Source organism: Pseudomonas sp. S2_B10 (assembly GCF_054668425.1).
On sequence record NZ_CP162768.1, the window covers coordinates 2,440,985 to 2,466,294 of the forward strand.

The following is a 25,310-nucleotide window of genomic DNA, read 5'->3' on the forward strand; positions in this document are numbered from 1 at the left end:
GTCTACAGCCTTACGCTGGCAAACGTCGACTCATTGCGCGCCTGACTCAGCGCTGACATCGGCCCCGACAGCGGCGACATCACGATGGCCTGCGGCAGCGGCAGCATGGCTACCTGCTGGGTGGTGTTGGAGCCGACGCGCTCGTCACGTGGCGGAATGCCGAAGTACTCGCGATAGCACTTGGAGAAGTGCGGCGTGGAGACGAAACCACACACCGACGCCACTTCGATGATCGACATCGGCGTCTGCTTGAGCAGTTGTCGGGCGCGGATCAGGCGCAGCTTCAGGTAGTAGCGCGACGGCGAGCAGTGCAGGTATTTCTGGAACAACCGCTCAAGCTGTCGACGCGACACCGCGACATACACTGCCAGCTCATCAAGGTCGATCGGCTCTTCCAGATTGGCTTCCATCAACGCGACGATTTCCTGCAGCTTCGGCTGGTTGGTGCCGAGCATGTGCTTGAGCGGCACACGCTGGTGATCCTGTTCGTTGCGAATGCGCTCGTAGACGAACATTTCCGAGATCGCTGCCGACAGTTCACGACCGTGATCGCGGCTGATCAGGTGCAGCATCATGTCCAGCGGCGCGGTACCGCCGGAACTGGTGAAGCGGTTACGGTCGAGGGTGAACAGGCGTGTGCTCATGGCCACGCGCGGGAAAGCTTCCTGCATCGCCGCCAGACATTCCCAGTGCACGCTGCAATCGAAGCCGTCGAGCAGACCGGCGCAGGCCAGCGCCCAACTGCCGGTGCACACCGCGCCAAGGCGCTTGGACTGGCGCGCCTGACTTTGCAGCCACGAGACGTGTTCACGGGTTACGGTACGTTGAATGCCGATGCCGCCGCAGACGATCACCGTGTCCAGGGGCGGGGCTTTGTGCATGGAGGCGTCGGGAGTGATCTGCAGACCGTCACTGGCCCAGACCTGGCCGCCATCGACGGTGAGGGTGCTCCAGCGATACAGCTCGCGACCGGACAACTGGTTGGCCATGCGCAGCGGCTCAACGGCGGACGCCAGGGAAATCAGCGTGAAATTGTCCAGCAGCAGAAAGCCGATGGATTGAGGCGCACGGTTCTGGGGTTGGGCCCCGGAGTTGAACGACGTCATCGCGGTATCTCCTCACACAAAGCGGGTGGCGGCCTCAGGCGGAGGCTCTTGTTATTGCCCGCGTCTCACAGAGAAAGCAGGCTTTGTTATGACAGAGCAATTGCCGTGCCTGAAATTGGACGGCCATTCAATAACTCCTGAAAACGACCTCGCGACGCGTCTATACGAGACCTCGGAACACGCCATTTCGAAGTGCCATCAGATGCCGCGAGAGCCCTGCCGCGCAGCCCGTGAGCAGATCGGTAGCACTTGTGGGAACTGGCCTGCAGAGGATTTGCACAGAGTGTCACCGCAAGCACGGACGACGGACGGTCAGGTAACGACTGACAAGTCACGACTGACAATGACGCTTGTCTGATTGCGACGCGCCAAAAGGTGGCGCGGCTGGATTGGGGTGTTCTTTTGTTGAGCAGTTTTGACTGGTCTGGCGCCTTCGCGAGCAGGCTCGCTCCCACATTGGAATCTGGGGTCCACAAATATTGTGTTCACTGGAGATCTATTGTGGGAGCGAGCCTGCTCGCGAAGCATTCACCCCGGTGTGGCTGGCTCAGCACTCAACAGCACTGACCGCCAAGCCACCGCGCGAAGTTTCCTTATATTTGTCATGCATATCGGCGCCGGTATCACGCATGGTGCGGATCACCCGGTCCAGCGAGATAAAGTGCTGACCGTCGCCACGCAGGGCCATTTGCGCCGCGTTGATCGCTTTCACTGCGGCAATCGCATTGCGCTCGATGCACGGCACTTGCACCAGGCCACCGACCGGGTCGCAGGTCAGGCCCAGATTGTGTTCCAGGCCGATTTCCGCCGCGTTGCACAGTTGCTCAGGGGTGGCGCCGAGAATCTCCGCCAGCCCTGCCGCCGCCATCGCGCAGGCCGAACCGACCTCGCCCTGGCAACCGACCTCGGCCCCAGAGATCGACGCATTCTTCTTGCACAAAATGCCGACTGCCGCCGCGCCGAGGAAATAGTCGACGACGTTGGCGTCGGTGACCGCTTCGCTGAACTTCATGAAATAGTGCAGCACCGCCGGGATGATCCCCGCCGCGCCGTTGGTCGGTGCAGTGACCATGCGCCCGCCGGCAGCATTCTCTTCATTGACGGCAAGGGCGAACAGATTGACCCACTCCATCGCGCTCAGGGTCGAGCCGATGACATTGGGTTTATTCAGCTCTTGCAGGCTGCGGTGCAACTTCGCCGCACGCCGTCGCACGTTGAGGCCGCCGGGCAGAATGCCTTCGTGCTTGAGACCCTGCTCGACGCAATCCTGCATCGCCCGCCACAGTTTCATCAGCCCGGCACGGATCTCTTCTTCGCTGCGCCAGACCTTTTCGTTGGCCATCATCAGTTCGGCGACGCGCAGGTTGTGCGTTTTGCACAACTGCAGCAGCTCGACCGCACTGGAGAAGTCGTAGGGCAATTCGGTGCGATCCAGATCGACCACACCGCTGGCCGCTTGCGCCTCATCAACGACGAAGCCGCCGCCGACTGAATAGTAGGTGTCACGATGCAGCTCACCGAATTCGCCTTCGGCAACCAGGGTCATGGCGTTGGGATGGAATGGCAGGTTTTCGTCGATCAGGCGCATGTCCCGCGCCCAGACAAACGGCACCGACAGGCGACCATCCAATAAAAGCGTATGAGTTTCGCGCAGCGCCTGAATGCGCGGGCCGATCTGCGCCGGGTCGATTGCGTCCGGCCACTCGCCCATCAGGCCCATGATCACCGCGTTGTCGCTGCCGTGACCGATGCCGGTGGCCGACAGCGATCCGAACAACTGCACCTCGATGCGCCGCACCTGCTCCAGTTGATGCTTGCCGCGCAGCGACTCGACAAACAGTGCGGCGGCGCGCATCGGCCCGACGGTGTGGGAACTGGAAGGGCCGATGCCGATTTTGAACAGGTCGAAAACGCTGATAGCCATTGCTGCGAAGCTCCTGAGAATACCGGTCCGGGCGGCAAAAGCGCCCGCTGGCGGAGCTGCTACGCTCAAGCTGCGATCCGCCGAATGCCGGCATCATCGGGCTTTTGTCGGCGCGCACGGCGTCTGACACCGACGCAGTCATGTCCAGCAGCGTCGTCACGTTTTCGCCCCGCAAATACGCCGTTTTTATGCAGTCGAGCAGGTCATCGGGGGCGGAAAAAAGCTGTAAGCGACGTCACCGACACTGGAAGCGACCATCCCTGTACTGGATACGACCCTCCCTGTAGGCGTCAGATTTTCACTGGTACATGATCGGGATGACTCGATTGCAAGGCGCTGCGGTAGAGCTGTCTCAAAAACGCCACCAACCGCAACCCATAAGTGCGGTGGTCCACAGTCGGAACACTGCCAAAAAAAACACCAAGGAGTCCATCCATGAAAGGTTCCCCGTCGTTGTTGTTGGCCGCCCTGCTGAGTCTGCCGTTACTGGCGCAAGCCGCAGAACCGGCACAGTGCAGCCTCGTTAACTTCTCCGATGTCGGCTGGACCGACATCACCGCCACCACCGCTACCACTTCCGTTGTTCTCAACGCCCTCGGCTACAAGACCAAGACCACCATGATCTCCGTGCCCGTGACCTACAAGTCGCTGGCCGACGGCAAGAACATGGACGTGTTTCTCGGTAACTGGATGCCGACCATGGAGAACGACATCAAGCCGTATCGCGATGCCGGCACCGTCGACACCGTGCGCACCAACCTCAAGGGTGCCAAATACACCCTCGCCGTGCCGCAAGCCCTGTACGACAAAGGCCTGCATGACTTCGCCGACATCGCCAAATTCAAGAAAGAACTCGACGGCAAGATCTACGGCATCGAGCCGGGCAACGACGGCAACCGGCTGATCCAGAGCATGATCGACAAGGATGCCTTCGGCCTGAAAACCGCTGGCTTCAAGATCGTCGAATCTTCCGAGGCCGGCATGCTCTCGCAAGTCGACCGGGCGCAGAAGCGCGACACCGCCGTGGTCTTCCTCGGCTGGGCACCGCACCCGATGAACAAGCGCTTCAAGATTCAATACCTGACCGGCGGCGACGACTTCTTCGGCCCCGATTTCGGCGCAGCCACCGTAGCGACCAACACCCGCAAGGGTTACGCCGAAGAATGCAGCAATGTCGGTCAGCTGTTGAAAAACCTGGAGTTCACCGTCGACATGGAAAGTGAACTGATGGGCAACATCCTCGACGACAAGATGAAGCCTGACGCGGCCGCCAAGGCCTGGCTGAAAAAGAATCCACAGGTGCTCGATACCTGGCTCGCTGGCGTGACCACCATTGACGGTAAACCAGGCCTGGAGGCCGTGAAAGCCAAGCTCGCGCCTTGATTTGAGGGGCATCGCTTATGCCGGGCAGGCGTGCCTGCCCGGGCTGTTAATTTCCTTGCATGCGGACGTTCACTACCATGCTGATTGATCAGAAAATACCTTTAGGCCAGTACATCGCGGGCTTCGTCGAATGGTTGACGCAACACGGCGCCAACACCTTCGACGCAATCGCCGTGACACTGGAAACGATGATCCACGGCGTGACGTTTGCGCTGACCTGGTTCAACCCACTGGTGCTGATTGGCCTGATTGCCATCATTGCCCATCTGATTCAACGCAAGTGGGGCCTGACCGCGTTCGTGGTCGCCTCGTTCCTGCTGATCCTCAACCTGGGGTACTGGCAGGAAACCATGGAAACCCTCGCCCAGGTGCTGTTCGCCACCCTGGTCTGCGTGTTGATCGGCGTGCCGCTGGGCATCGTCGCCGCGCACAAACCGATGTTCTACACCATGATGCGGCCGGTGCTCGATCTGATGCAGACCGTGCCGACCTTCGTTTACCTCATTCCTACCCTGACCCTCTTCGGGCTGGGTGTGGTACCGGGCCTGATCTCCACGGTGGTCTTCGCCATCGCGGCGCCGATCCGCCTGACCTACCTGGGCATCCGTGATGTCCCGCAAGAACTGATGGACGCCGGCAAGGCCTTCGGCTGCTCGCGTCGCCAATTGCTCTCAAGGATCGAATTGCCGCACGCCATGCCGAGCATCGCGGCCGGCATCACCCAGTGCATCATGCTGTCGCTGTCGATGGTGGTGATCGCGGCACTGGTCGGCGCCGACGGACTCGGCAAACCGGTGGTCAACGCACTGAACACTGCTGATATTGCGCTGGGCTTCGAAGCAGGCCTGGCAATCGTACTGCTGGCGATCATGCTCGACCGTATCTGCAAACAACCCGACGCCAAAGTAGGGGGTGACGCATGAGCATAATTCGCTTCGAAGACGTCGACGTAATCTTCTCCAAGGACCCGCGCGAGGCACTCAAGCTGCTCGATCAGGGCATGACCCGCAACGAGATCCTGAAGAAGACCGGGCAGATCGTCGGCGTGGAAAAAGCCACGCTGGACATCAACAAAGGCGAGATCTGCGTGCTGATGGGCCTCTCCGGCTCGGGCAAATCGAGCCTGCTGCGCTGCATCAACGGCCTCAACACCGTGAGCCGCGGCAAGCTGTTCGTCGAGCATGAAAACCGCCAGATCGACATCGCCTCCTGCACGCCCGCCGAGCTGAAGATGATGCGCACCAAGCGCATTGCCATGGTGTTCCAGAAGTTCGCCCTGATGCCCTGGCTGACAGTGCGCGAGAACATCAGTTTCGGTCTGGAAATGCAGGGTCGACCGGAGAAGGAACGCAAGAAACTGGTCGATGAGAAACTCGAACTGGTCGGCCTGACCCAATGGCGCAACAAGAAGCCGGACGAACTTTCCGGCGGCATGCAACAGCGCGTCGGCCTCGCCCGCGCGCTGGCCATGGACGCCGACATTCTGCTGATGGACGAACCGTTCTCGGCGCTCGACCCGCTGATCCGCCAGGGTCTGCAGGATGAACTGCTCGAGCTGCAACGCAAGCTGAGCAAGACCATCGTGTTTGTGAGCCACGACCTCGATGAAGCACTCAAATTGGGTAGCCGCATCGCGATCATGAAGGACGGTCGGATCATCCAGTACAGCGTGCCGGAGGAAATCGTCCTCAACCCGGCGGACGACTATGTGCGCACCTTCGTCGCCCACACCAATCCGCTCAACGTGCTCTGCGGCCGCAGCCTGATGCGCACGCTGGACAAGTGCAAACGCATCAACGGCTCGGTGTGCCTCGATCCGGGCGGCGACTCGTGGCTGGACCTGGCCGAAGGCAACACCATCAAAGGCGCGCGGCAGAACGGCTCGGTGCTGAACCTGCAGAACTGGGCACCGGGGCAAGCGGTGGAAGGCCTGGAGCGCAAACCGACGCTGGTGGACTCGAACATCGGCATGCGTGACGCGCTGCAGATCCGTTATCAGACCGGCAACAAGCTGGTGCTGCACGATAACAATCATGTGGTGGGGATTCTGGGCGACAGCGAGTTGTATCACGCGTTGTTGGGCAAGAATCTGGGGTAATGCGCCAGGTGGGATAAAAAAAGGGATCGCGGTGAGCGATCCCTTTTTGTTGGGTCATGAATAGCCCCTCACCCTAGCCCTCTCCCAGAGGGAGAGGGGACCGATCGGGGGATGCTGCAGATCTGCACCGACCTGATCTTGCTTTACCGAATCCATAATCGACTCGATCTTTCAGGTCAATGTACAACGCCAGACACCTCAGTCGGCTCCCTCTCCCTACGGGCGGTCCGACGTTTCGGGAGGGCTGGGGTGAGGGACAGCTTTTGACTTTAGCTATAAACCCGCCCCAACAACTGCCGATGGCTTTCAAACTGATCCAGCACATCCCGCGTAATCTGCTCCGGGGTGAAGCCCATCAAGTCATAGTCCTGACTGCCATTGTGCAGATACACCTCAGCGCGGTAATAACGCTGACGCGCTTCATCTGATTGCGCCGATTCGGTCGGAGTCGCCAGATAACCATCCAGGCTCACTTCGTAGACGAAAGGGTTGCCCTCTTCCATCTCGACCCGCACGCCCATGCAACGCTTGGCCTTGCCCAGCAGCGTCTGCACTTCAATGCCCTGATTGCGCAATTGCGCCGCTGCATCTTCCAGCGCCGGAGTGACGTGCTTGTCCATGAAGCGCTGCACCACCGATTGGCTCGGCTGCAGATCCAGTTGCGTCAGGCGCTCACTGAAACCACGGCGTCCGCGCTCGGCCAGTTGTGCTTGCTCCTGTTCGATCTGCACGTCCTGGCGCATCGCCTTGTGCAGGCCGAACATGAAGCAGATCAGCACCACCGAGAACGGCAGGCCGGCCAACACGACCATGGTCTGCATGGCTTCGAAGTTGCCGGCGAACAGCAGGCCGATGGTCACCAGCGTGATCACCACCGACCAGAAGATCCGCAGCCAGTGCGGCGCGTCTTCATCGACGTTACCGCCCTTGCAGGAAAGATTCGCCATCATCACCGCGCCGGAATCGGCCGGGGTCAGGAACAGCACGAAGCCGACGAAGATCGACACACCAATCACGACTTTCGACGCCGGGTAATGCTCAAGCAATTGATAGATCGCCATCGACGGCTGTTCCAGCGCCGTCTTGCCCAGCTCCACCGCGCCCTGATTCATCACCAGATCCAGTGCCGAGTTACCGAAGATCGACAGCCACGCCAAAGTGAAGCCCAGCGGAATCAGCAGCACGCCAGCGACCAGTTCACGCACGCTGCGGCCACGGGAAATCCGCGCAATGAACATCCCCACGAATGGCGCCCAGGAAATCCACCAGGCCCAATAGAACAGGGTCCACAGGCCCAGCCAGCGGTCGGACTTGGCGCTGTCGCCTTCATAGACGTACAGGTCGAATGTCTTCAGCACCACGCCGTTGAGATAGTCGCCAATGTTCTGCACGAAACCGTTGAGCAGGTGCAAAGTGGGGCCGAACAGCAGGACGAAAATCAGCAGGCCGCTGAACAGCACGATGTTCAGGTTGGACAGACGACGGATGCCGTTTTCCACACCCGACACGGCAGCGATGGTCGCTACTGTGCTCATGACGATGATGACGATCAGCAGGTTGGTGTTGCTGTGCTCCATGCCGAACAGGTTTTCCAGCCCGGACGACACTTGCAGCGAGCCAATCCCCAGGTTGGTCACCAGACCCAGCAGGGTCACGAACATGCCGAAGCCATCCACCGCGTGCCCGGCAGCGCCTTTGACCCAACGCTCGCCGACCAATGGATACAGCGCCGAACGCAGCGCCAGCGGCTGGTTATGCCGATAGGCGAAATACGCCACGGCCAGGCCGACCAGTGCGTAGATCGCCCAGCCGTGCAGGCCCCAGTGCAGGAAGGTCAGTTGCACTGCCTGACGCGCGGCCATGTTGCTGGCCGAGGTGCCTTCCGGCGGATTGAAGTAGTGATCCAGCGGCTCGGACGCGCCGAAATACAACAGCGAAATGCCGATGCCCGACGAGAACAGCATCCCCGCCCAGGCGCCGTAACTGAAATCCGGGGTGTCGTCCTTGCTGCCCAGTTTGAGTTTGCCGTACGAGGAAAACGCCAGACCGACCACGAACACCAGGTAGGCAGCGATCACCACCATGTAGTACCAGCCGAAGCTGCGCGACAACCAGGCCTGGGCCATGCCCAACATTCTGCCGGCCTCTTGCGGGGCGATAATCAGAATGGCGGTCAACAACAGAATCAGCGCGGTCGAGGTGTAGAACACCCAACCGTTGACCGTCACCTTCTCGGGCGGGGTCTTTATTAGCGAGGCAGAACTCATGGCACAAATGCTCCAGGCAGTGCGAGAGAAGAACACAAGGCATCACGGAACCCGACCAATCGGTTAGTTGGCAGCCGACCGGCGGGTGATATAAAGACACTCCGAAAAAAGCCCGAACCTGCCGAAATGGCGTTGCGTATTCGCTTTCGTGGCCAGAGGCGACGGACGTTCATCCGAAACCTGGCCCCGAGCGTCTTGCCCTTTCAACACGTCCATCGAATCGCGAACCGCGCCATGCCCCGCGCAGGTTTCGAGCCGTTTCAGGTGTCGGTTTTTATCGTCATTACGCGTAGGAATTTTCTGTAGGCAGCGACGAATTGTCGCAGATCTTATTCTTTGTTGATTGAACGTTCAATCAAAACAAAATAGACTGGCCCTCAATCCGATCGGCGTCATTCGCCCCTCGGAAGGCCTAAGGAGATGTGCAAGATGCCCAAGGTCGGTATGCAACCCATCCGCCGCCAACAATTGATCGAAGCCACTTTGCAAGCGGTCGATCAGGTCGGAATGGGGGACGCCAGCATTGCGCTGATCGCCCGTTTGGCCGGTGTCTCGAATGGCATCATCAGTCATTACTTTCAGGACAAGAACGGACTGATCGCCGCCACGATGCGGTACCTGATGACCGCCCTCAGCGAGAGCGTCACCGCGCGCCGTCAGGCGCTGGCAGATGACAACCCACGGGCGCATCTGCAGGTGATCATCGAAGGCAACTTCGACGCCAGCCAGGTCAATGGCCCGGCAATGAAAACCTGGCTGGCCTTCTGGGCCACCAGCATGCACCAGCCGTCTTTGCACAGGTTGCAGCGGATCAACGATCACCGTCTGTATTCCAACCTGTGCTGCCAGTTCCGCCGTGTGCTGCCGCTCGAAGATGCGCGCAGCGCCGCCCGGGGTCTGGCAGCGTTGATTGACGGCTTGTGGTTGCGCGGCGCGCTGTCGGGAGACGCTTTCGACACGGCGCAGGCGCAACAGATCGCTTACGAATACATGGATTTCCAATTGGCCAAGAAGGTGAGCTAGAGCACACAGAAAATGCTCGGCCCCTGAACTCCACCGCAGCGTCATCGCGGTGGTCAACGCCAACCACCAATGCACTTGCGAGGACACTATGGCCCGTTTCGAACTGCAAAAACTCTACATCGATGGCGCGTACACCGACGCCGGCAGCGACGCCACCTTCGAAGCCATCAACCCGGCGAACGGTGAAGTCCTCGCACTGGTGCAACGTGCGACCAAAGACGACGTCGAGCGCGCCGTGGTCAGCGCCGAAAAGGGCCAGAAAATCTGGGCCGCGATGACCGCCATGGAGCGTTCGCGCATCCTGCGTCGCGCCGTCGACATCCTGCGCGAGCGCAACGATGAGCTGGCTGCGCTGGAAACCCTGGACACCGGCAAATCCTTCTCCGAAACCAAGTACGTCGACATCGTCACCGGCGCTGACGTGCTGGAATACTACGCAGGCCTGGTGCCCGCCATCGAAGGCGAGCAGATCCCGCTGCGTGACACCTCTTTCGTTTACACCCGTCGCGAGCCGCTTGGCGTGGTCGCCGGTATCGGCGCGTGGAACTACCCGATCCAGATCGCGCTGTGGAAATCCGCTCCAGCCCTGGCGGCCGGTAACGCGATGATCTTCAAGCCAAGCGAAGTCACCTCGCTGACCACCCTGAAACTGGCTGAGATCTACACCGAAGCCGGCGTACCGAACGGCGTGTTCAACGTGCTGACCGGCAGCGGCCGCGAAGTCGGCACCTGGCTGACCGAGCACCCGCGCATCGAGAAAATCTCCTTCACTGGCGGCACCGACACTGGCAAGAAAGTCATGGCCAGCGCTTCGGCTTCGTCGCTCAAAGACGTGACCATGGAACTGGGCGGCAAGTCGCCGCTGATCATCTGCGACGACGCCGACCTCGATCGCGCCGCCGACACGGCGATGATGGCCAACTTCTACAGCTCCGGTCAGGTCTGCACCAACGGCACTCGCGTGTTCGTACCGGCGCATCTGAAAGCCGCGTTCGAGGCCAAGATCGTTGAGCGCGTTGCGCGCATCCGCGTCGGCAACCCGGAAGACGAAAACACCAATTTCGGCCCGCTGGTCAGCTTCGCCCACATGGAAAGCGTGCTGGCCTACATCGAAAAAGGTAAGGAACAAGGTGCCCGCGTCCTGTGCGGCGGTGGTCGTCTGACCGACGGCGAATTCGCCAAGGGCGCGTTCGTTGCGCCCACCGTGTTCACCGACTGCACCGACGACATGACCATCGTTCGTGAAGAGATCTTTGGCCCGGTGATGGCGATCCTCTCCTACGAAACCGAAGAAGAAGTGATCCGCCGCGCCAACGACACCGACTTCGGCCTGGCCGCCGGTATCGTCACCAAAGACCTGAACCGCGCCCACCGCGTGATTCATCAACTGGAAGCCGGTATCTGCTGGATCAACGCCTGGGGCGAGTCCGACGCAAAAATGCCGGTCGGCGGCTACAAGCAGTCGGGTGTGGGCCGTGAGAACGGGATCAGCTCGCTGAACAACTTCACCCGCATCAAATCGGTACAGGTCGAACTGGGCGATTACGTCTCGGTGTTCTAAGACCCGAGATTTGCATTGCTCGCGAAGGCCTCTTCGCGGGCAAGCCCGCTCCCACAGGTTTGGAGTCGTCCACCCAATTTGTGGCAGCCCCCAATCCCTGTGGGAGCTGGCTTGCCAGCGATTCGAGTGCACAGCACTCGCCAAGGTCCGACCTGACCACTATCAAAGAGGGTGCATTCAATGTCCCAAGAATTCGATTACATCATCATCGGTGCCGGCTCGGCCGGTAACACCCTGGCGACCCGTCTGACTGAAGACGAAGGCGTCACCGTTCTGCTGCTCGAAGCCGGGGGGCCGGACTACCGCCTCGACTTCCGTACCCAGATGCCCGCCGCGCTGGCGTTCCCGCTGCAGGGTCGTCGCTACAACTGGGCCTACGAAACCGATCCAGAGCCACACATGGACGGTCGCCGGATGGAATGCGGTCGCGGCAAGGGCCTTGGCGGCTCTTCGCTGATCAACGGCATGTGCTACATCCGTGGCAACGCCATGGACTACGACGGCTGGGCGAAACTGCCGGGCCTGGAAGACTGGTCGTACCTCGATTGTCTGCCGTATTTCCGCAAAGCCGAAACCCGTGACATCGGCCCGAACGATTACCACGGTGGCGACGGCCCGGTCAGCGTGACCACGCCGAAAGCCGGCAACAACCCGCTGTTCCACGCCATGGTTGAAGCTGGCGTGCAGGCCGGTTACCCGCGTACCGAAGACCTCAACGGTTACCAGCAGGAAGGCTTCGGCCCGATGGACCGCACCGTGACGCCGAACGGCCGCCGTGCATCCACCGCCCGTGGCTACCTCGACATCGCCAAAAAACGTTCGACCCTGACCATCGTCACCCACGCCCTGACCGACAAGATTCTCTTTGAAGGCAAGCGTGCGGTCGGCGTGCGTTACCTGATCGGCGACGCTGAAGAACGTGTTGAAGCCAAGGCGCGCAAGGAAGTCCTGCTGTGCTCCGGCGCCATCGCTTCGCCGCAAATTTTGCAGCGCTCCGGTGTCGGCCCGGCGAAACTGCTGGAAAGCCTCGACATCCCGGTGGTCCACGATCTGCCGGGCGTCGGTGAAAACCTGCAGGATCACCTTGAGCTGTACCTGCAATACGCCTGCACCCAACCGGTTTCGCTGTACCCGTCACTGCTCTGGTACAACCAGCCAGCGATCGGTGCCGAGTGGCTGTTCAACGGCACCGGCATCGGCGCCAGCAACCAGTTCGAGGCCGGCGGTTTTATCCGTTCGCGTCCGGAATTCGAATGGCCGAACATCCAGTACCACTTCCTGCCGGTGGCGATTAACTACAACGGCAGCAACGGTGTGAAAGAGCACGGTTTCCAAGCGCACATGGGTTCCATGCGTTCGCCCAGCCGTGGTCGCATCCAGGTCAAATCCAAGGACCCGCGCCAGCACCCGAGCATCCTCTTCAACTACATGGCCACCGAGCAGGACTGGCAGGAATTTCGCGACGGCATCCGCCTGACCCGCGAAATCATGCAGCAACCGGCACTCGATCAATACCGTGGTCGCGAAATCAGCCCGGGCATCGAAGTGCAAACCGATGAGCAGCTCGACAAGTTCATCCGCGAGCACGCCGAAACCGCGTTCCACCCGTCCTGCTCGTGCAAGATGGGCACCGACGAGATGGCCGTGGTCGATGGCGAAGGTCGTGTGCACGGCATGCAGAGCCTGCGCGTGGTCGATGCCTCGATCATGCCGATCATCACCACCGGCAACCTCAACGCGCCGACGATCATGATGGCCGAGAAAATCGCCGATAAGATCCGTGGCCGCAAGCCGCTGCCGCGCAGCACCGCTGCTTATTACGTCGCGAACGGCGCACCGGTCAAAGGCAAGCCGATGCGGGATATCACCCCGGTTACGCAGTAAGTCGTAGTACCGAGGCGCCGCCTTCGCGAGCAGGCTCGCTCCCACACTGGATCTGTGGCATTCACAAATCCCCTGTGGGAGCGAGCCTGCTCGCGAAGAGGCCCTCACAGCAACACACACTTCCCCGCTGCACAGTAAATCCCCCTACACCCCCTCTTCACTTGATCCTACCCCCACGCAGGCCTACTCTAGACCTCGCGCAACCGTTTCACCCCTCCCCGCTGTCGCCATGCCGCTACTCCATTACAAGGAGGTTCCCGAATGTTCGATTTCCACCCCCAGCTCAAGCAGCGCTTTGCTGCCTTGCGCACGGGCGCTGAATTTTTTTCCCTGCGGTATGTGCGCGAGTCCGGGCAGTTTCTGTCGGTGCGCAAGAACGTCGCCGAACCGCCTAGCCTGAGTCGCGATGAAGGGGCGATGCTCACCGTCCGGGTCAATGGCGTCGAAGCCTATGCGGCGACCAATGACCTCTCGCAACAAGGCCTGCAAGCCGCTCTCGAGCGCGCTGAGCAACAGGCCCGCCGGCTCAAGCCGCACGCCTTGCTCGATCTGCGCGAGCAGCCGCTTTCCAGCGATCGCGCTGATTATTTTTCACCCAATCTCGAACAGCCCTTCCCGTCCCTGAGCGAATGCTTCGATCTGCTCGGCGCGGAATCCGCCTCGGTGCCCAAGGATGAGCGCCTGGTCAATTGGCAGGTAAGCATCGGCATCACCCATGTCGAGCAGATCTACCTGAGCAGCGCCGGCGCCGAATTGCGCCAGGCCCAGCGCTTCGTCTATCCGAGCCTCGACGTCACCGCCTACGACGGCAACGACAGCCAGACCCGCAGCCTCGGCCGCGAGAACTTCGGCCAGCAGGGTGGCGCCGACGTCATCAGCCGTTGCGGCCTGGTCGGTGCCGGTCCGCAAGTCGCCGATCAGGCCCTGCAATTGCTGCTCGCGCCGAACACCCCGCAAGGCCGGCGCGACCTGCTGCTGATGCCTGATCAGATGATGCTGCAGATCCACGAGTCCATCGGTCACCCGCTGGAGCTCGACCGCATCCTCGGCGATGAGCGCAATTACGCCGGCACCAGTTTCGTCAAGACCAGCGATTTCGGCAGCCTGCAATACGGCTCGAATTTGCTCAACGTGACTTTCGACCCCGGCATCCCGGAAGAACTCGCCAGCTACGGCCATGACGACGACGGCACCGCGGCGAGCAAACAATTCCTGATTCGCGACGGCCTGTTGCTGCGGCCGCTGGGCGGAGCGCTGTCGCAATATCGCGCCGGCCTCGATGGCGTTGCCAACAGCCGCGCCTGCGGTTGGAACCGGCCGCCGATCGACCGCATGGCCAACCTCAACATCGAGCCGGGCGATCAGACGCTGGAGCAGATGATCGGCGGTATCGAGCACGGCATTCTGATGAGCACCAACCGTTCGTGGTCGATCGACGACGCGCGCAACAAATTCCAGTTCGGCTGCGAATGGGGCCAGTTGATCGAGCATGGTGAACTGAAAGGCGTGGTAAAAAACCCCAACTACCGGGCGATTTCCGCGCACATCTGGAAGAGCCTGCGCGCCGTCGGCGATGCCAGCACCGTCAAGGTGCTGGGCACGCCGAACTGCGGCAAGGGCGAACCGAACCAGGTGATTCGCGTCGGCCATGCTTCGCCGGCCTGCGTATTCAGCAACATTGATGTGTTTGGGGGAGACGCCTGATGAGCATTTCGAAGCGTCAGTCCGACGCCTTCAAGGTCATGGTCAACTGGCTGCGCGACAGCGTGCGCGAGCCGGAACAGTTCACGCTCAGCTACGCCGCCGAAGCCTCGGCGTTCGTGCGCTTCAATCACGCCAAGGTTCGCCAGGCCGGGCAAGTGCAGCAAGCCAACGTCGGCCTGAAACTGATCAACGACGGTCGCCACGCCGACCTGCAGATCACCTTGTCCGGGGATCAGGAAGCCGATCTGCAACGGCTCGCCGAAGGCCTGCAACAATTGCGCGAAACCTTGCCGCTGCTGCCGCAGGACCCGTACTTGCTGCTCAATCACAACAGCTGGCAGAGCACGCACGTACAAGCGCATCCGCTGCCGGACACCGAAGATGTCGTCGGGCAAATCTGCGCCGCCGCTGAAGGTCTCGATCTGGTCGGTTTTTATGCTGCCGGTCCGATCAGCCGTGGCTTTGCCAGCTCCGCTGGCGCGTTCGGCTGGCATGAAGCCAACAGCTTCAATTTCGACTTCAGCCTGTTCCACGAAAACGGCGAAGCGGTGAAGGCCAGCTATGCCGGCCACGATTGGAGCGACGAGGGCTTCGCCCGGCGTTTCGCCCAGGCACGCGAACAGCTGGAGTTTCTCGGCCGACCGTTACGCACCCTGGCACCGGGGCAGTACCGCGCCTATCTGGCACCGGCGGCACTGGAAGAAATCATGGGCATGCTCAGTTGGGGCGGGTTCTCGGCGCAATCGATCGCCAGCAAGAGCAGCCCGTTACAGAAGCTCTACGTCGGCGATCAGGCATTCAGCCCGTTGCTGTCGCTGGATGAAAAAGTCAGCGAGTCCCTGAGCCCGGCGTTTTCCGCCGAGGGTTATCCGCGCAGCGATCTGCGTCTGATCATCGAAGGCAAGGCCGGCGATCAACTGGTCGGCTCGCGCAGCGCCGCCGAATATGGTCTGGCGGCGAACGGTGCGGGCGGCGGCGAGATGCCCAGTGCGTTGAACATGGCCGCCGGTGATCTGTCGCAGCAAGAGATCCTCAAGCAGTTGGGCACCGGGCTGTATATCAGCAACCTGTGGTATCTGAACTACTCGGATCAACCGGCGGCGCGCATGACCGGCATGACACGCTTCGCGACCTTCTGGGTCGAGAACGGCGAAATCCAGGCGCCGGTCAGCACCATGCGCTTTGACGATAGCGCCTACAACCTGCTCGGTTCGCAGTTGGAGGCACTGACCACCGAGCGTGAGCTGCTGCTGTCGGCGAGTACGTACAGCCAGCGCAATACCTCGTCATCGCTGTTGCCGGGGGCGCTGGTCAGCCGGTTGACCCTAACGCTGTAAAACAAAGATCCCCGGCACACAGGGGATCAACTGTTGTAATAGAAACTGTGGCGAGGGGATTTATCCCCGATGGACTGCGCAGCAGTCCCGCTTTTTTGGGGCCGCTGCGCGACCCAGCGGGGATAAATCCCCTCGCCACAGGGTTTCATGTTTGAACAAAAATCTGGATTAACCACCCACAAGAGGTTCCATGCCCAACCGCCCGCCTCTCGACGCCATCACCGCCCGCTGGTTGCCGTGGGTCGTCGCCATTGCGTTCTTCATGCAGTCCCTCGACGGGACCATCCTCAATACCGCGCTGCCGGCCATGGCCAGCGATCTGGCCGAAGACCCGTTGCGCATGCAGGGTGTGATCATCGCCTACATGCTCACCGTGGCCCTGCTGATCCCGGCCTCTGGCTGGATCGCCGACCGCTTCGGCACCAAGAAAATCTTCTTCGGCGCGATTCTGCTGTTCAGCTTCGGCTCGTTGCTCTGCGCGTTATCCAGCAGCCTGAGCATGCTTATCGGCGCACGGGTGATCCAGGGCCTCGGCGGTGCGCTGATGTTGCCGGTCGGGCGGCTGGTGGTGCTGCGTGCGTACCCGCGCTCGGAACTGGTGCGGATCATGGGTTTCATCACCATTCCCGGCCTGCTCGGCCCGCTGATCGGCCCGACCATGGGCGGCTGGATGGTGGAATACGTGACGTGGCACTGGATCTTCCTGATCAATCTGCCGGTCGGGGTGATCGGTTGCTACGCGGTGTGGAAATTCATCCCCGACCTGCGCGGCACGGAGCGCACCCGCTTCGATAGCCTCGGCTTTCTGCTGTTCGGCGCAGCGATGATCCTCATCACCATCGCCATGGAAGGTCTTGGCGAACTGCACCTGCCGCACCTGCGGGTGATGCTGCTGCTGTTCGCCGGCATGGCCTGTCTGGCGGCGTACTGGCTGCGCGCCGGGCATATCGAGAATCCGCTGTTCGCGCCGTCACTGTTCAAGACCCGCACCTTCGCCGTCGGCATTCTCGGTAACCTGTTTGCGCGACTGGGCAGCGGTGCTCTGCCATTTCTGGTGCCACTGCTGCTGCAAGTGGCGTTGGGCTATTCGCCGTCGCAAGCCGGGATGAGCATGTTGCCGCTGGCCGCTGCGGCGATGGTCGCCAAGTGGGTCGCGCGGCCGCTGATCGAACGCCTCGGCTATCGCATCGTGCTCACCGGCAACACCTTGGCGTTGGGGATCATGCTGGCGAGCATGGGCCTGGTCAGCGAGCAGACGCCGTACTGGCTGCTGCTATGCCTGCTGGCGGTGCTGGGGGCAATCAACTCGCTGCAATTCACCGCGATGAATACGGTGACGCTGATCGACCTCGACGATGCCAGCGCCAGTAGCGGCAACAGTTTGCTGTCGGTGGTCGCGCAATTGTCGCTGAGCCTCGGCGTGGCCTGCGCCGGTGCGCTGCTTGGTGGCTTCACTGCGAAGGTCGGCAATGATGGCGTGGAAACCGTACTCGGCGCGTTCCAGCTGACCTTCGTCACGGTCGGCGTGATGGCGATGCTGGCGGCGACGATCTTCTCGCAACTGTCGAAGGAAGACGGGCGCCGGGCGAAACGTCCACAAGAACACATCGAACACTGATTCTGCTGAAGGAGTTCTTTGACTTCTGTGGCGAGGGGATTTATCCCCGCTGGGTTGCGCAGCAGCCCCAAAAAGGTTGGATGCGGTCAGCCTGATGAATCGAGGTGGCAGGTATTGGGGGTGCTGCGCACCCCATCGGGGATAAATCCCCTCGCCACAGATAAATCCCCTCGCCACAGTTAATCCCTGCCTCGGGTTCAATCGCTGTTCGTCCAGAACTGTCGAGGAAACCGGCACGGGGCTGCTACACTGCGCGACATTTTGTTTTGCAGGCCAGTCCCGTGACCACCATCGCCACCGCTTTTAATACTCTGCCGCTGTCCGCCGCCATGCTGGCTAACCTCGAATCACTCGGTTATGCCCAGATGACGCCGATCCAGGCGCAGAGCTTGCCGGTGATCCTCAAGGGGATGGACCTGATCGCCCAGGCCAAGACCGGCAGCGGCAAGACCGCCGCGTTCGGCATCGGCTTGCTCAACCCGATCAACCCGCGCTACTTCGGGTGCCAGGCGCTGGTGATCTGCCCGACCCGTGAGCTGGCCGACCAGGTGGCCAAGGAAGTCCGCCGTCTGGCTCGCGCCGAAGACAACATCAAGGTCCTGACCCTGTGCGGCGGCGTCTCGTTCGGCCCGCAGATCGCTTCGCTGGAGCACGGCGCGCACATCATCGTCGGCACCCCGGGGCGCATTCAGCAGCATTTGCGCAAGGGTTCGCTGGTGCTCGATGGCCTGAACACGCTGATCCTCGACGAAGCCGACCGCATGCTCGACATGGGCTTCTACGACGCCATCGAAGACATCATCATCAAGACCCCGGAGCGCCGGCAGACTCTGCTGTTCTCCGCGACCTACCCGGTGGGCATCAAGCAACTGGCCTCGAAATTCATGCGCGATCCGCAGACCGTCAAGGCTGAAGCCTTCCACGACGACACGCAGATCGAGCAGCGCTTCTACGAGATTTCCCCGGAAGAGCGCATGAGCGCGGTGACCAAGGTCCTGCACCACTTCCGTCCGGCGTCCTGCGTGGCGTTCTGCTTCACCAAGCAGCAAGTTCAGGAAACCGTTGATCACCTGACCGCCAAAGGCATTTCCGCCGTCGGCCTGCACGGCGATCTGGAACAGCGTGATCGCGATCAGGTGCTGGCAATGTTCGCCAACCGCAGCACCTCGGTGCTGGTTGCCACCGACGTTGCGGCCCGTGGTCTGGATATCGATGCGCTGGACATGGTGATCAACGTCGAGCTGGCGCGCGATTCGGAAATCCACATCCACCGCGTCGGCCGTACCGGTCGCGCGGGCGAGAAAGGCATCGCCATCAGCCTGGTCGCGCCGTCCGAAGCGCATCGTGCGCAAGCCATCGAACAACTGCAGAAAGCGCCGCTGAACTGGGATCAGATCGACAACCTCAAGTCCCAGGGCCTGGCGCCGCTGCAACCGCCGATGACCACCCTGTGCATCGGCGCTGGCCGCAAAGACAAAGTGCGCCCGGGCGACATTCTTGGCGCACTGACCGGCGAAGCGGGCATTCCCGGTGCGCAGGTCGGCAAGATCGCCATCTTCGATTTCCAGGCCTACGTCGCTGTCGAGCGCACCGTGGCCATGCAGGCCTTGCAGCGCCTGAACGACGGCAAGATCAAGGGCCGCTCGTTGCGCGTGCGTATTCTGTAAGCGATCTTCCATCCATGGGAGATCCCCTGTGGGAGCGAGCCTGCTCGCGAATGCAATCTGTCAGTCGACATCATTGTTGAATGACACAACGCTTTCGCGAGCAGGCTCGCTCCCACAGTTTGTTTTGTAGCGACCCACCAAGAGGACACCGTTTTGCGCTCTACCGAAGTCGTGATCATTGGCGCTGGCGCGGCCGGCTTGATGTGTGCCCTGACCGCCGCCGGGCGCGGGCGTCAGGTGTTGCTGCTCGACCACGCGAACAAGGCCGGCAAGAAAATCCTCATGTCCGGCGGCGGTCGCTGCAATTTCACCAACATGTACACCGAACCGAGCAACTTCCTCTCGCAGAATCCGCATTTCTGCAAATCGGCGCTGGCGCGTTACACCCAGTGGGATTTCATCGGTCTGGTCGGCAAACACGGCGTGCCGTACCACGAGAAGAAACTCGGCCAGCTGTTCTGCGATAACAAATCCAGCGACATCCTCGGCATGCTGCTTGATGAATGCGATCAGGCCGGCGTCGAGCTGCACCTGGACACTTCGATCCAGACCATCGAAAAAACCGCCAGTGGTTATCTGCTTGACACCACCCTCGGCCAAGTCCAGTGCCAGTCGCTGGTGATCGCTACCGGCGGCCTGTCGATTCCGACCCTGGGCGCTACCGGTTTCGGTTACCAGGTCGCCAAACAGTTCGGCCATGAACTGCTGCCGACCCGCGCCGGCCTGGTGCCATTCACCATTACCGACCAGCTCAAGGAGTTGTGCACAGAGCTGTCCGGCACCTCGGTGGATTGTCTGGTCAGCTGCAATGACCAGAGCTTTCGCGAGAACATCCTGTTCACCCATCGTGGCCTCAGTGGCCCGGCGATCTTGCAGATCAGTTCGTTCTGGGAGCCCGGCGACACGGTGGAAATCAACCTGCTGCCGGATCACGACGCGGCGAGCTGGTTGCAACAGCAAGTCGCCGAGCGTCCGAACAGCGAGTTGAAAACTTTGCTTGGCGAGATCTTCACCAAGAAGATGGCCAATCTGCTGGCGGACAACTGGTTTGTCTCCAAACCGATGAAGCAGTACACCCATGCTGAACTGGCGGAGATTGCCGAGAAGCTCGGCAGCTGGAAAGTCGTGCCGGCGGGGACTGAAGGCTATCGCACGGCTGAGGTGACTCTGGGTGGCGTCGATACCCGCGAGGTGTCGTCCAAGACCATGGAGTCGCTGAAAAGCCCCGGCCTGTACTTCATTGGGGAAGTGCTCGACGTCACTGGGCACTTGGGCGGCTTCAATTTCCAGTGGGCCTGGGCCTCCGGTTACGCCGCCGCGCAGTACGCTTAACTCAAGGCCAAATACAAAACCCTGTGGGAGCGAGCCTGCTCGCGATGCGGTGTACCAGTCGACATCAATGTTGAATGACACTCCGCTTTCGCGAGCAGGCTCGCTCCCACAATGGTTTGTGGTGTAAGTAAAAGGAACACTTTTTGCTGTCAGATGTGCTCGGCGCCATTGCGTCGGCGTCATTACTGGCTCAATTTAGCGGCATCGCCTCGGAAGGCCTTCGCACTTCATGTCCTCGACCTCGTTTCGTCAGTCTTTGCGGCGCCTGTGGGCGCTGGATAAATTCAGCTACAGCGTGCGGGTATTCATCGCCCTGACCGGCAGCATGGCGCTGTGTTGGTATCAGGATGAAATGGGCCTGCTGATCCCGTTGTTTCTCGGCATCATCGCCAGCGCCCTGGCCGAAACCGACGACAGTTGGCAGGGTCGTCTCAACGCCCTCGCGGTGACACTGGTGTGTTTCAGCATCGCCGCGCTGTCGGTGGAATTGCTGTTTCCCTACCCGATCATTTTCGCCGTGGCCCTGGCACTGGCCAGTTTCGGCCTGACCATGCTCGGTGCGCTGGGCGAGCGTTACGGCGCGATCGCTTCGGCGACGCTGATTCTGTCGGTGTACACGATGATCGGCGTTGATCAGCGCGGCGGCGCGGTCACTGATTTCTGGCACGAACCGATGCTGCTGGTCGCCGGCGCGGCGTGGTATGGCTTGCTCTCGGTGCTGTGGCAGGCACTGTTTTCCAATCAACCGGTGCAGCAAAGTCTGGCGCGGCTGTTCCGCGAGCTGGGCCTTTATCTGAAGCTGAAATCTTCGCTGTTCGAGCCGATCCGGCAGATGGACGTCGAAGCCCGCCGCCTCGAACTGGCGCAGCAGAATGGCCGGGTGGTCGCCGCCCTGAACACGGCCAAGGAAATCATCCTGCATCGGGTCGGCAACGGTCGACCCGGCTCGAAAGTCAGCCGTTATCTGAAGCTGTATTTCCTCGCGCAGGACATTCACGAACGCGCCAGCTCTTCGCACTATCCTTACAACGCGCTGGCCGAAGCGTTCTTCCACAGCGACGTGCTGTTTCGCTGCCAGCGCCTGCTGCGCCAGCAGGGCAAGGCCTGCCGGGCCTTGGCCGAATCGATCCAGATGCGCCAGCCGTTCATCTACGACGCCAGTTTCGCCGAAGCCCTGAACGACCTGCATGCCTCCCTCGAACATTTACGCATCCAGAGCAATCCGGCATGGCGCGGCCTGCTGCGCTCGCTGCGCGCCTTGGCGGCCAACCTCGGCACCCTCGACCGCCTGCTTAGCGATGCCAGCAACCCCGATGCTCTGGCGGACGCCACCGACAGCAGCCTGCTCGACCGTTCACCGCGCAATCTCAAGGACGTATGGATTCGCCTGCGTACGCAACTGACGCCGACCTCGCTGCTGTTCCGCCATGCCCTGCGCTTGCCGCTGGCACTGAGCATCGGCTACGGCATGGTGCACCTGATTCACCCGTCGCAAGGCTACTGGATCATCCTCACCACGCTGTTCGTCTGCCAGCCGAACTACGGCGCCACCCGGCGCAAACTCGGCCAGCGGATCATCGGCACGGCCATTGGCCTGACGGTGGCCTGGGCGCTGTTCGATCTGTTCCCCAACCCGGTGGTGCAATCGTGCTTCGCCATCGCTGCCGGTGTGGTGTTCTTTACCAACCGCACCACCCGCTACACCCTGGCAACGGCGGCGATCACGATCATGGTGCTGTTCTGCTTCAATCAGGTCGGCGATGGCTACGGGCTGTTCCTGCCACGGCTGTTCGATACCCTGCTGGGCAGCCTGATCGCAGGTCTGGCGGTGTTCCTATTCCTGCCGGACTGGCAGGGTCGGCGCCTGAACAAAGTGCTGGCCAACACCCTGACCTGCAACAGCATCTACCTGCGCCAGATCATGCAGCAATACGCCGCCGGCAAAAGCGATGACCTCGCTTATCGCCTGGCCCGACGCAACGCCCATAACGCTGACGCGGCGCTGTCGACTACACTGGCGAACATGCTCATGGAGCCGGGGCATTTCCGTAAGGAGGCGGATGTCGGCTTCCGCTTCCTGGTGCTATCGCACACGTTGCTCAGCTATTTGTCAGGGCTCGGCGCGCACCGTGAAACACAGTTGCCAGCGGAGGTGCGGGAGCATCTGATCGAAGGCGCCGGGGTGAAACTGGCGACCAGCATCGACGAAATCGCTCATGGTTTGGCGAGCAAGCAGCCGATTGCGATTCAGAGTGATGACGAGGAAGCGCTGGCCAATGAGCTGGAGCAGATGCCGGATGAAATCGATGAAGGGCAACGGTTGGTGCAGACGCAGCTGGCGCTGATTTGCCGGCAGTTGGGGCCGCTTCGGACGTTGGCGGCGCATTTGATCAAGGACACTGCCGAAATCAGCGGCGCCTGAGACGACGCGTTCGCGAGCAGGCTCGCTCCCACAGGGTATGCATTTCAAATTGTGGGAGCGAGCCTGCTCGCGAAGAGGTCATCAGCCACAAAGAAATTGCCGGATCACCCTTCACATTCCATGCCGCCGCAATAACTTCTCATAAGTCCCGTCAGCCTTCATCGCCTCGATCGCACGATCAAACCCGGCGACGATCTGCTCATGCTGCGGGTTCTTCAGACTGACCAGAATATGCAGGCTGTTCTCACTCAACGGCTTGGGTAAAAACTCCACCGAATTGCGTACCTTGGCCGATTCCCGTGCCAGGTAATACTTGGCCACGTACTCATCCTCCAGGGTCAGCTTGACCCGGTCCGCCGCGAGCATGCGCACGCCCATGGCGAAGTTGTGCACAGGGACTTTCTGCATCGCCGTATCGGCATCGAAAGGTGCGGAATAGGCGTACCCGCGCACCACGGCAATCGGGTAAGTGTGCAGTTGCTCGAGGTTGCTGTAGTCGATGGGTGCGTCTTTGCGCTTGAGGAAGCGGATGCGGTTGATCAGGTACTCACCGGAAAACTGACCGATCTGTGTGCGTTCGTCGTTGTACCAGGCGTTGACCAGTACGTCGTAACGCCCCTCGCCAATCCCCAGCAATGCTCGCGCCCACGGCACTTGTTCGTAACCGCTGGCATAACCGGCGCGAGCCAGTGCGGTGCTGACAATGTCGGTGGCCAGTCCACCGTTGACCAGTGCATCGTCGGTAAACGGCGGCCAATTATCGAACGCCAGCCGCAGCTTCTGCGCCGCAGCATCCTGGCCCAGCACCAGCAGTCCGATCAAAGCAACGGCTTGAAGCAATCGCAGCATGCTTGAACATCCTCAGCGGGCAACCGCCCGACGTGGTTTCACGTCAAAACCAAAGGCCCCTTACCGGCAAAACCCAAGCATTGAACATTAGCTCATGGGAACCAGTGCGCAGTGCTCTTGAGCAGATTACACAAAGTCTCGGCGGCCGCGAGAAAGGAATGGTGGCATTTTGACCTTTATCACAGACTGTTGCGCCATACAGACATATGGCGCAGCTGCGCTTAGTATCGGGCGACATGGTCAAGGAATCGAAAAATGACAATCGAGTGGATCTGCAAACATCATCGCGATTTGGGCAAAGAGCAGTTGTACGCCTCGTTGAAGCTGCGCTCTGATGTATTCGTGGTCGAACAGAAATGCGCCTACCCGGATCTCGACGGCCAGGATCTGGAGGGCGATACCCATCACCTGATGGGTTGGGAGGATGATCAGTTGATGGCTTACCTGCGCCTGCTGGATCCGGAATCCCAGGGCGGCGACGTGGTGATTGGCCGCGTGGTGACCGCGCCCGCCGGCCGTGGCAAAGGGTTGGGCCACGCGATGATGGAACAGGCGCTGAGACAGGCCGAAAAGCACTGGCCGCAGGTGCCGATCTATTTGTCAGCGCAGGCGCATCTGCAGGGGTATTACGGCAAGTACGGGTTTGTCGTGGTGGGTGAGGAATATCTTGAGGATGACATTCCACACATCGGCATGCGTCGTTCTTGAGGGCCTCATCGCTGGCAAGCCAGCTCCCACAGGTTCATCGCTCGTTCACGAAAACCGTGTTCGCTGGAGATCCCTGTGGGAGCTGGCTTGCCAGCGATTGCGTCAGTTCAGGCGCCGCAGGAATCAGGGGTATTCCAGCACCGCTTTTATCTGCCGCAAATTGCGCTCGATCCATCCGCGATCAATCGCTCCCCACTCACGAATCCGATAGCGCCCGGCATGATTGCGTGCGCCCTCTTCCTGTTCGAACTCGCAGATGATGTCCAGATCAGCCAGCGCGGCAATCGTGTCCTGCGCCGTGCGTCGCGGCATGCCAGTGACTTCGGTCAGCGTCGGCACACTCGGCGCCAGGCCGCTATCGATGAGATAAGCCACGTACAAACGGCGATAGAAACTGCTTTTGGTCTTGCTGACGTCCATCCACACC

General features: G+C 60.9%; 18 protein-coding genes. 13 read left to right on the forward strand and 5 right to left on the reverse strand.

Annotated features, from left to right (window positions below; all coding sequences use genetic code 11):
• Positions 1-2: 2 nt before the first annotated feature.
• Both gbdR and AB4O45_RS10975 read right to left on the reverse strand, forming a co-directional pair.
• Entirely contained in the window at positions 3-1,106 is a 1,104-nt protein-coding gene (gbdR, locus tag AB4O45_RS10970; protein WP_007949927.1) for a choline metabolism transcriptional regulator GbdR, read from the reverse strand.
• A gap of 547 nt (positions 1,107-1,653) precedes the next feature.
• A complete protein-coding gene (locus AB4O45_RS10975; RefSeq protein WP_056786515.1) occupies positions 1,654-3,030 on the reverse strand; it encodes an L-serine ammonia-lyase in 1,377 nt (458 codons plus the stop codon).
• A gap of 435 nt (positions 3,031-3,465) precedes the next feature.
• Between AB4O45_RS10975 and AB4O45_RS10980 the strand changes: the two genes are divergently transcribed.
• The 3 genes from AB4O45_RS10980 to choV all read left to right on the forward strand — a co-directional run bounded on the left by AB4O45_RS10980 (position 3,466) and on the right by choV (position 6,511).
• Positions 3,466-4,413 (forward strand): choline ABC transporter substrate-binding protein, encoded by a 948-nt coding sequence (locus AB4O45_RS10980; protein ID WP_016772806.1) that lies wholly within the window; start codon positions 3,466-3,468, stop codon positions 4,411-4,413.
• Positions 4,414-4,490: 77 nt separating this feature from the next.
• On the forward strand, positions 4,491-5,336 hold the full coding sequence (gene choW, locus AB4O45_RS10985; protein ID WP_016772805.1) for a choline ABC transporter permease subunit: 846 nt from the start codon (positions 4,491-4,493) through the stop codon (positions 5,334-5,336).
• Positions 5,333-6,511, forward strand: coding sequence for a choline ABC transporter ATP-binding protein (gene choV / locus AB4O45_RS10990; RefSeq protein ID WP_016772804.1), 1,179 nt, complete (start codon positions 5,333-5,335; stop codon positions 6,509-6,511). Before choW ends, choV begins: the two co-directional genes overlap by 4 nt.
• A gap of 269 nt (positions 6,512-6,780) precedes the next feature.
• Here choV and AB4O45_RS10995 read toward each other — a convergent pair whose 3' ends face one another.
• Complete coding sequence (locus tag AB4O45_RS10995) at positions 6,781-8,721, reverse strand: BCCT family transporter (RefSeq protein WP_224787278.1); 1,941 nt, start codon at positions 8,719-8,721, stop codon at positions 6,781-6,783.
• Positions 8,722-9,207: 486 nt separating this feature from the next.
• Between AB4O45_RS10995 and betI the strand changes: the two genes are divergently transcribed.
• The 9 genes from betI to yccS all read left to right on the forward strand — a co-directional run bounded on the left by betI (position 9,208) and on the right by yccS (position 23,326).
• The gene (gene betI / locus AB4O45_RS11000) at positions 9,208-9,801 is read left to right on the forward strand and encodes a transcriptional regulator BetI (RefSeq protein WP_041476768.1); all 594 of its coding nucleotides are present in this window, start codon (positions 9,208-9,210) and stop codon (positions 9,799-9,801) included.
• A gap of 88 nt (positions 9,802-9,889) precedes the next feature.
• On the forward strand, positions 9,890-11,362 hold the full coding sequence (betB, locus tag AB4O45_RS11005; protein WP_039757620.1) for a betaine-aldehyde dehydrogenase: 1,473 nt from the start codon (positions 9,890-9,892) through the stop codon (positions 11,360-11,362).
• Between the two features lie 180 nt (positions 11,363-11,542).
• The gene (betA, locus tag AB4O45_RS11010; RefSeq protein ID WP_252882797.1) at positions 11,543-13,246 is read left to right on the forward strand and encodes a choline dehydrogenase; all 1,704 of its coding nucleotides are present in this window, start codon (positions 11,543-11,545) and stop codon (positions 13,244-13,246) included.
• A 261-nt stretch (positions 13,247-13,507) separates the two neighbouring features.
• The gene (locus AB4O45_RS11015) at positions 13,508-14,950 is read left to right on the forward strand and encodes a TldD/PmbA family protein (protein WP_460161394.1); all 1,443 of its coding nucleotides are present in this window, start codon (positions 13,508-13,510) and stop codon (positions 14,948-14,950) included.
• Entirely contained in the window at positions 14,950-16,287 is a 1,338-nt protein-coding gene (locus tag AB4O45_RS11020; protein WP_056786510.1) for a TldD/PmbA family protein, read from the forward strand. Before AB4O45_RS11015 ends, AB4O45_RS11020 begins: the two co-directional genes overlap by 1 nt.
• Positions 16,288-16,477: 190 nt before the next feature.
• Positions 16,478-17,905 (forward strand): multidrug transporter subunit MdtD, encoded by a 1,428-nt coding sequence (gene mdtD, locus AB4O45_RS11025; RefSeq protein WP_056786508.1) that lies wholly within the window; start codon positions 16,478-16,480, stop codon positions 17,903-17,905.
• A 281-nt stretch (positions 17,906-18,186) separates the two neighbouring features.
• The gene (gene dbpA / locus AB4O45_RS11030) at positions 18,187-19,572 is read left to right on the forward strand and encodes an ATP-dependent RNA helicase DbpA (protein ID WP_024014613.1); all 1,386 of its coding nucleotides are present in this window, start codon (positions 18,187-18,189) and stop codon (positions 19,570-19,572) included.
• Between the two features lie 153 nt (positions 19,573-19,725).
• Entirely contained in the window at positions 19,726-20,904 is a 1,179-nt protein-coding gene (locus tag AB4O45_RS11035) for a BaiN/RdsA family NAD(P)/FAD-dependent oxidoreductase (protein ID WP_460142438.1), read from the forward strand.
• A 229-nt stretch (positions 20,905-21,133) separates the two neighbouring features.
• Positions 21,134-23,326 (forward strand): YccS family putative transporter, encoded by a 2,193-nt coding sequence (yccS, locus tag AB4O45_RS11040; protein ID WP_095181360.1) that lies wholly within the window; start codon positions 21,134-21,136, stop codon positions 23,324-23,326.
• A 111-nt stretch (positions 23,327-23,437) separates the two neighbouring features.
• Here yccS and AB4O45_RS11045 read toward each other — a convergent pair whose 3' ends face one another.
• Entirely contained in the window at positions 23,438-24,175 is a 738-nt protein-coding gene (locus AB4O45_RS11045) for a substrate-binding periplasmic protein (RefSeq protein ID WP_041476775.1), read from the reverse strand.
• 255 nt (positions 24,176-24,430) lie between these two features.
• Here AB4O45_RS11045 and AB4O45_RS11050 point away from each other — a divergent pair, with 255 nt between their 5' ends.
• Entirely contained in the window at positions 24,431-24,883 is a 453-nt protein-coding gene (locus AB4O45_RS11050; RefSeq protein ID WP_252886917.1) for a GNAT family N-acetyltransferase, read from the forward strand.
• Between the two features lie 123 nt (positions 24,884-25,006).
• On the opposite strand, the gene AB4O45_RS11055 is transcribed toward AB4O45_RS11050, so the two are convergent.
• Positions 25,007-25,303 carry a winged helix-turn-helix domain-containing protein gene (locus AB4O45_RS11055; protein ID WP_016772794.1) on the reverse strand — a complete coding sequence of 99 codons (297 nt, stop codon included), beginning with the start codon at positions 25,301-25,303 and terminating at the stop codon, positions 25,007-25,009.
• Between the last annotated feature and the right edge of the window lie 7 nt (positions 25,304-25,310).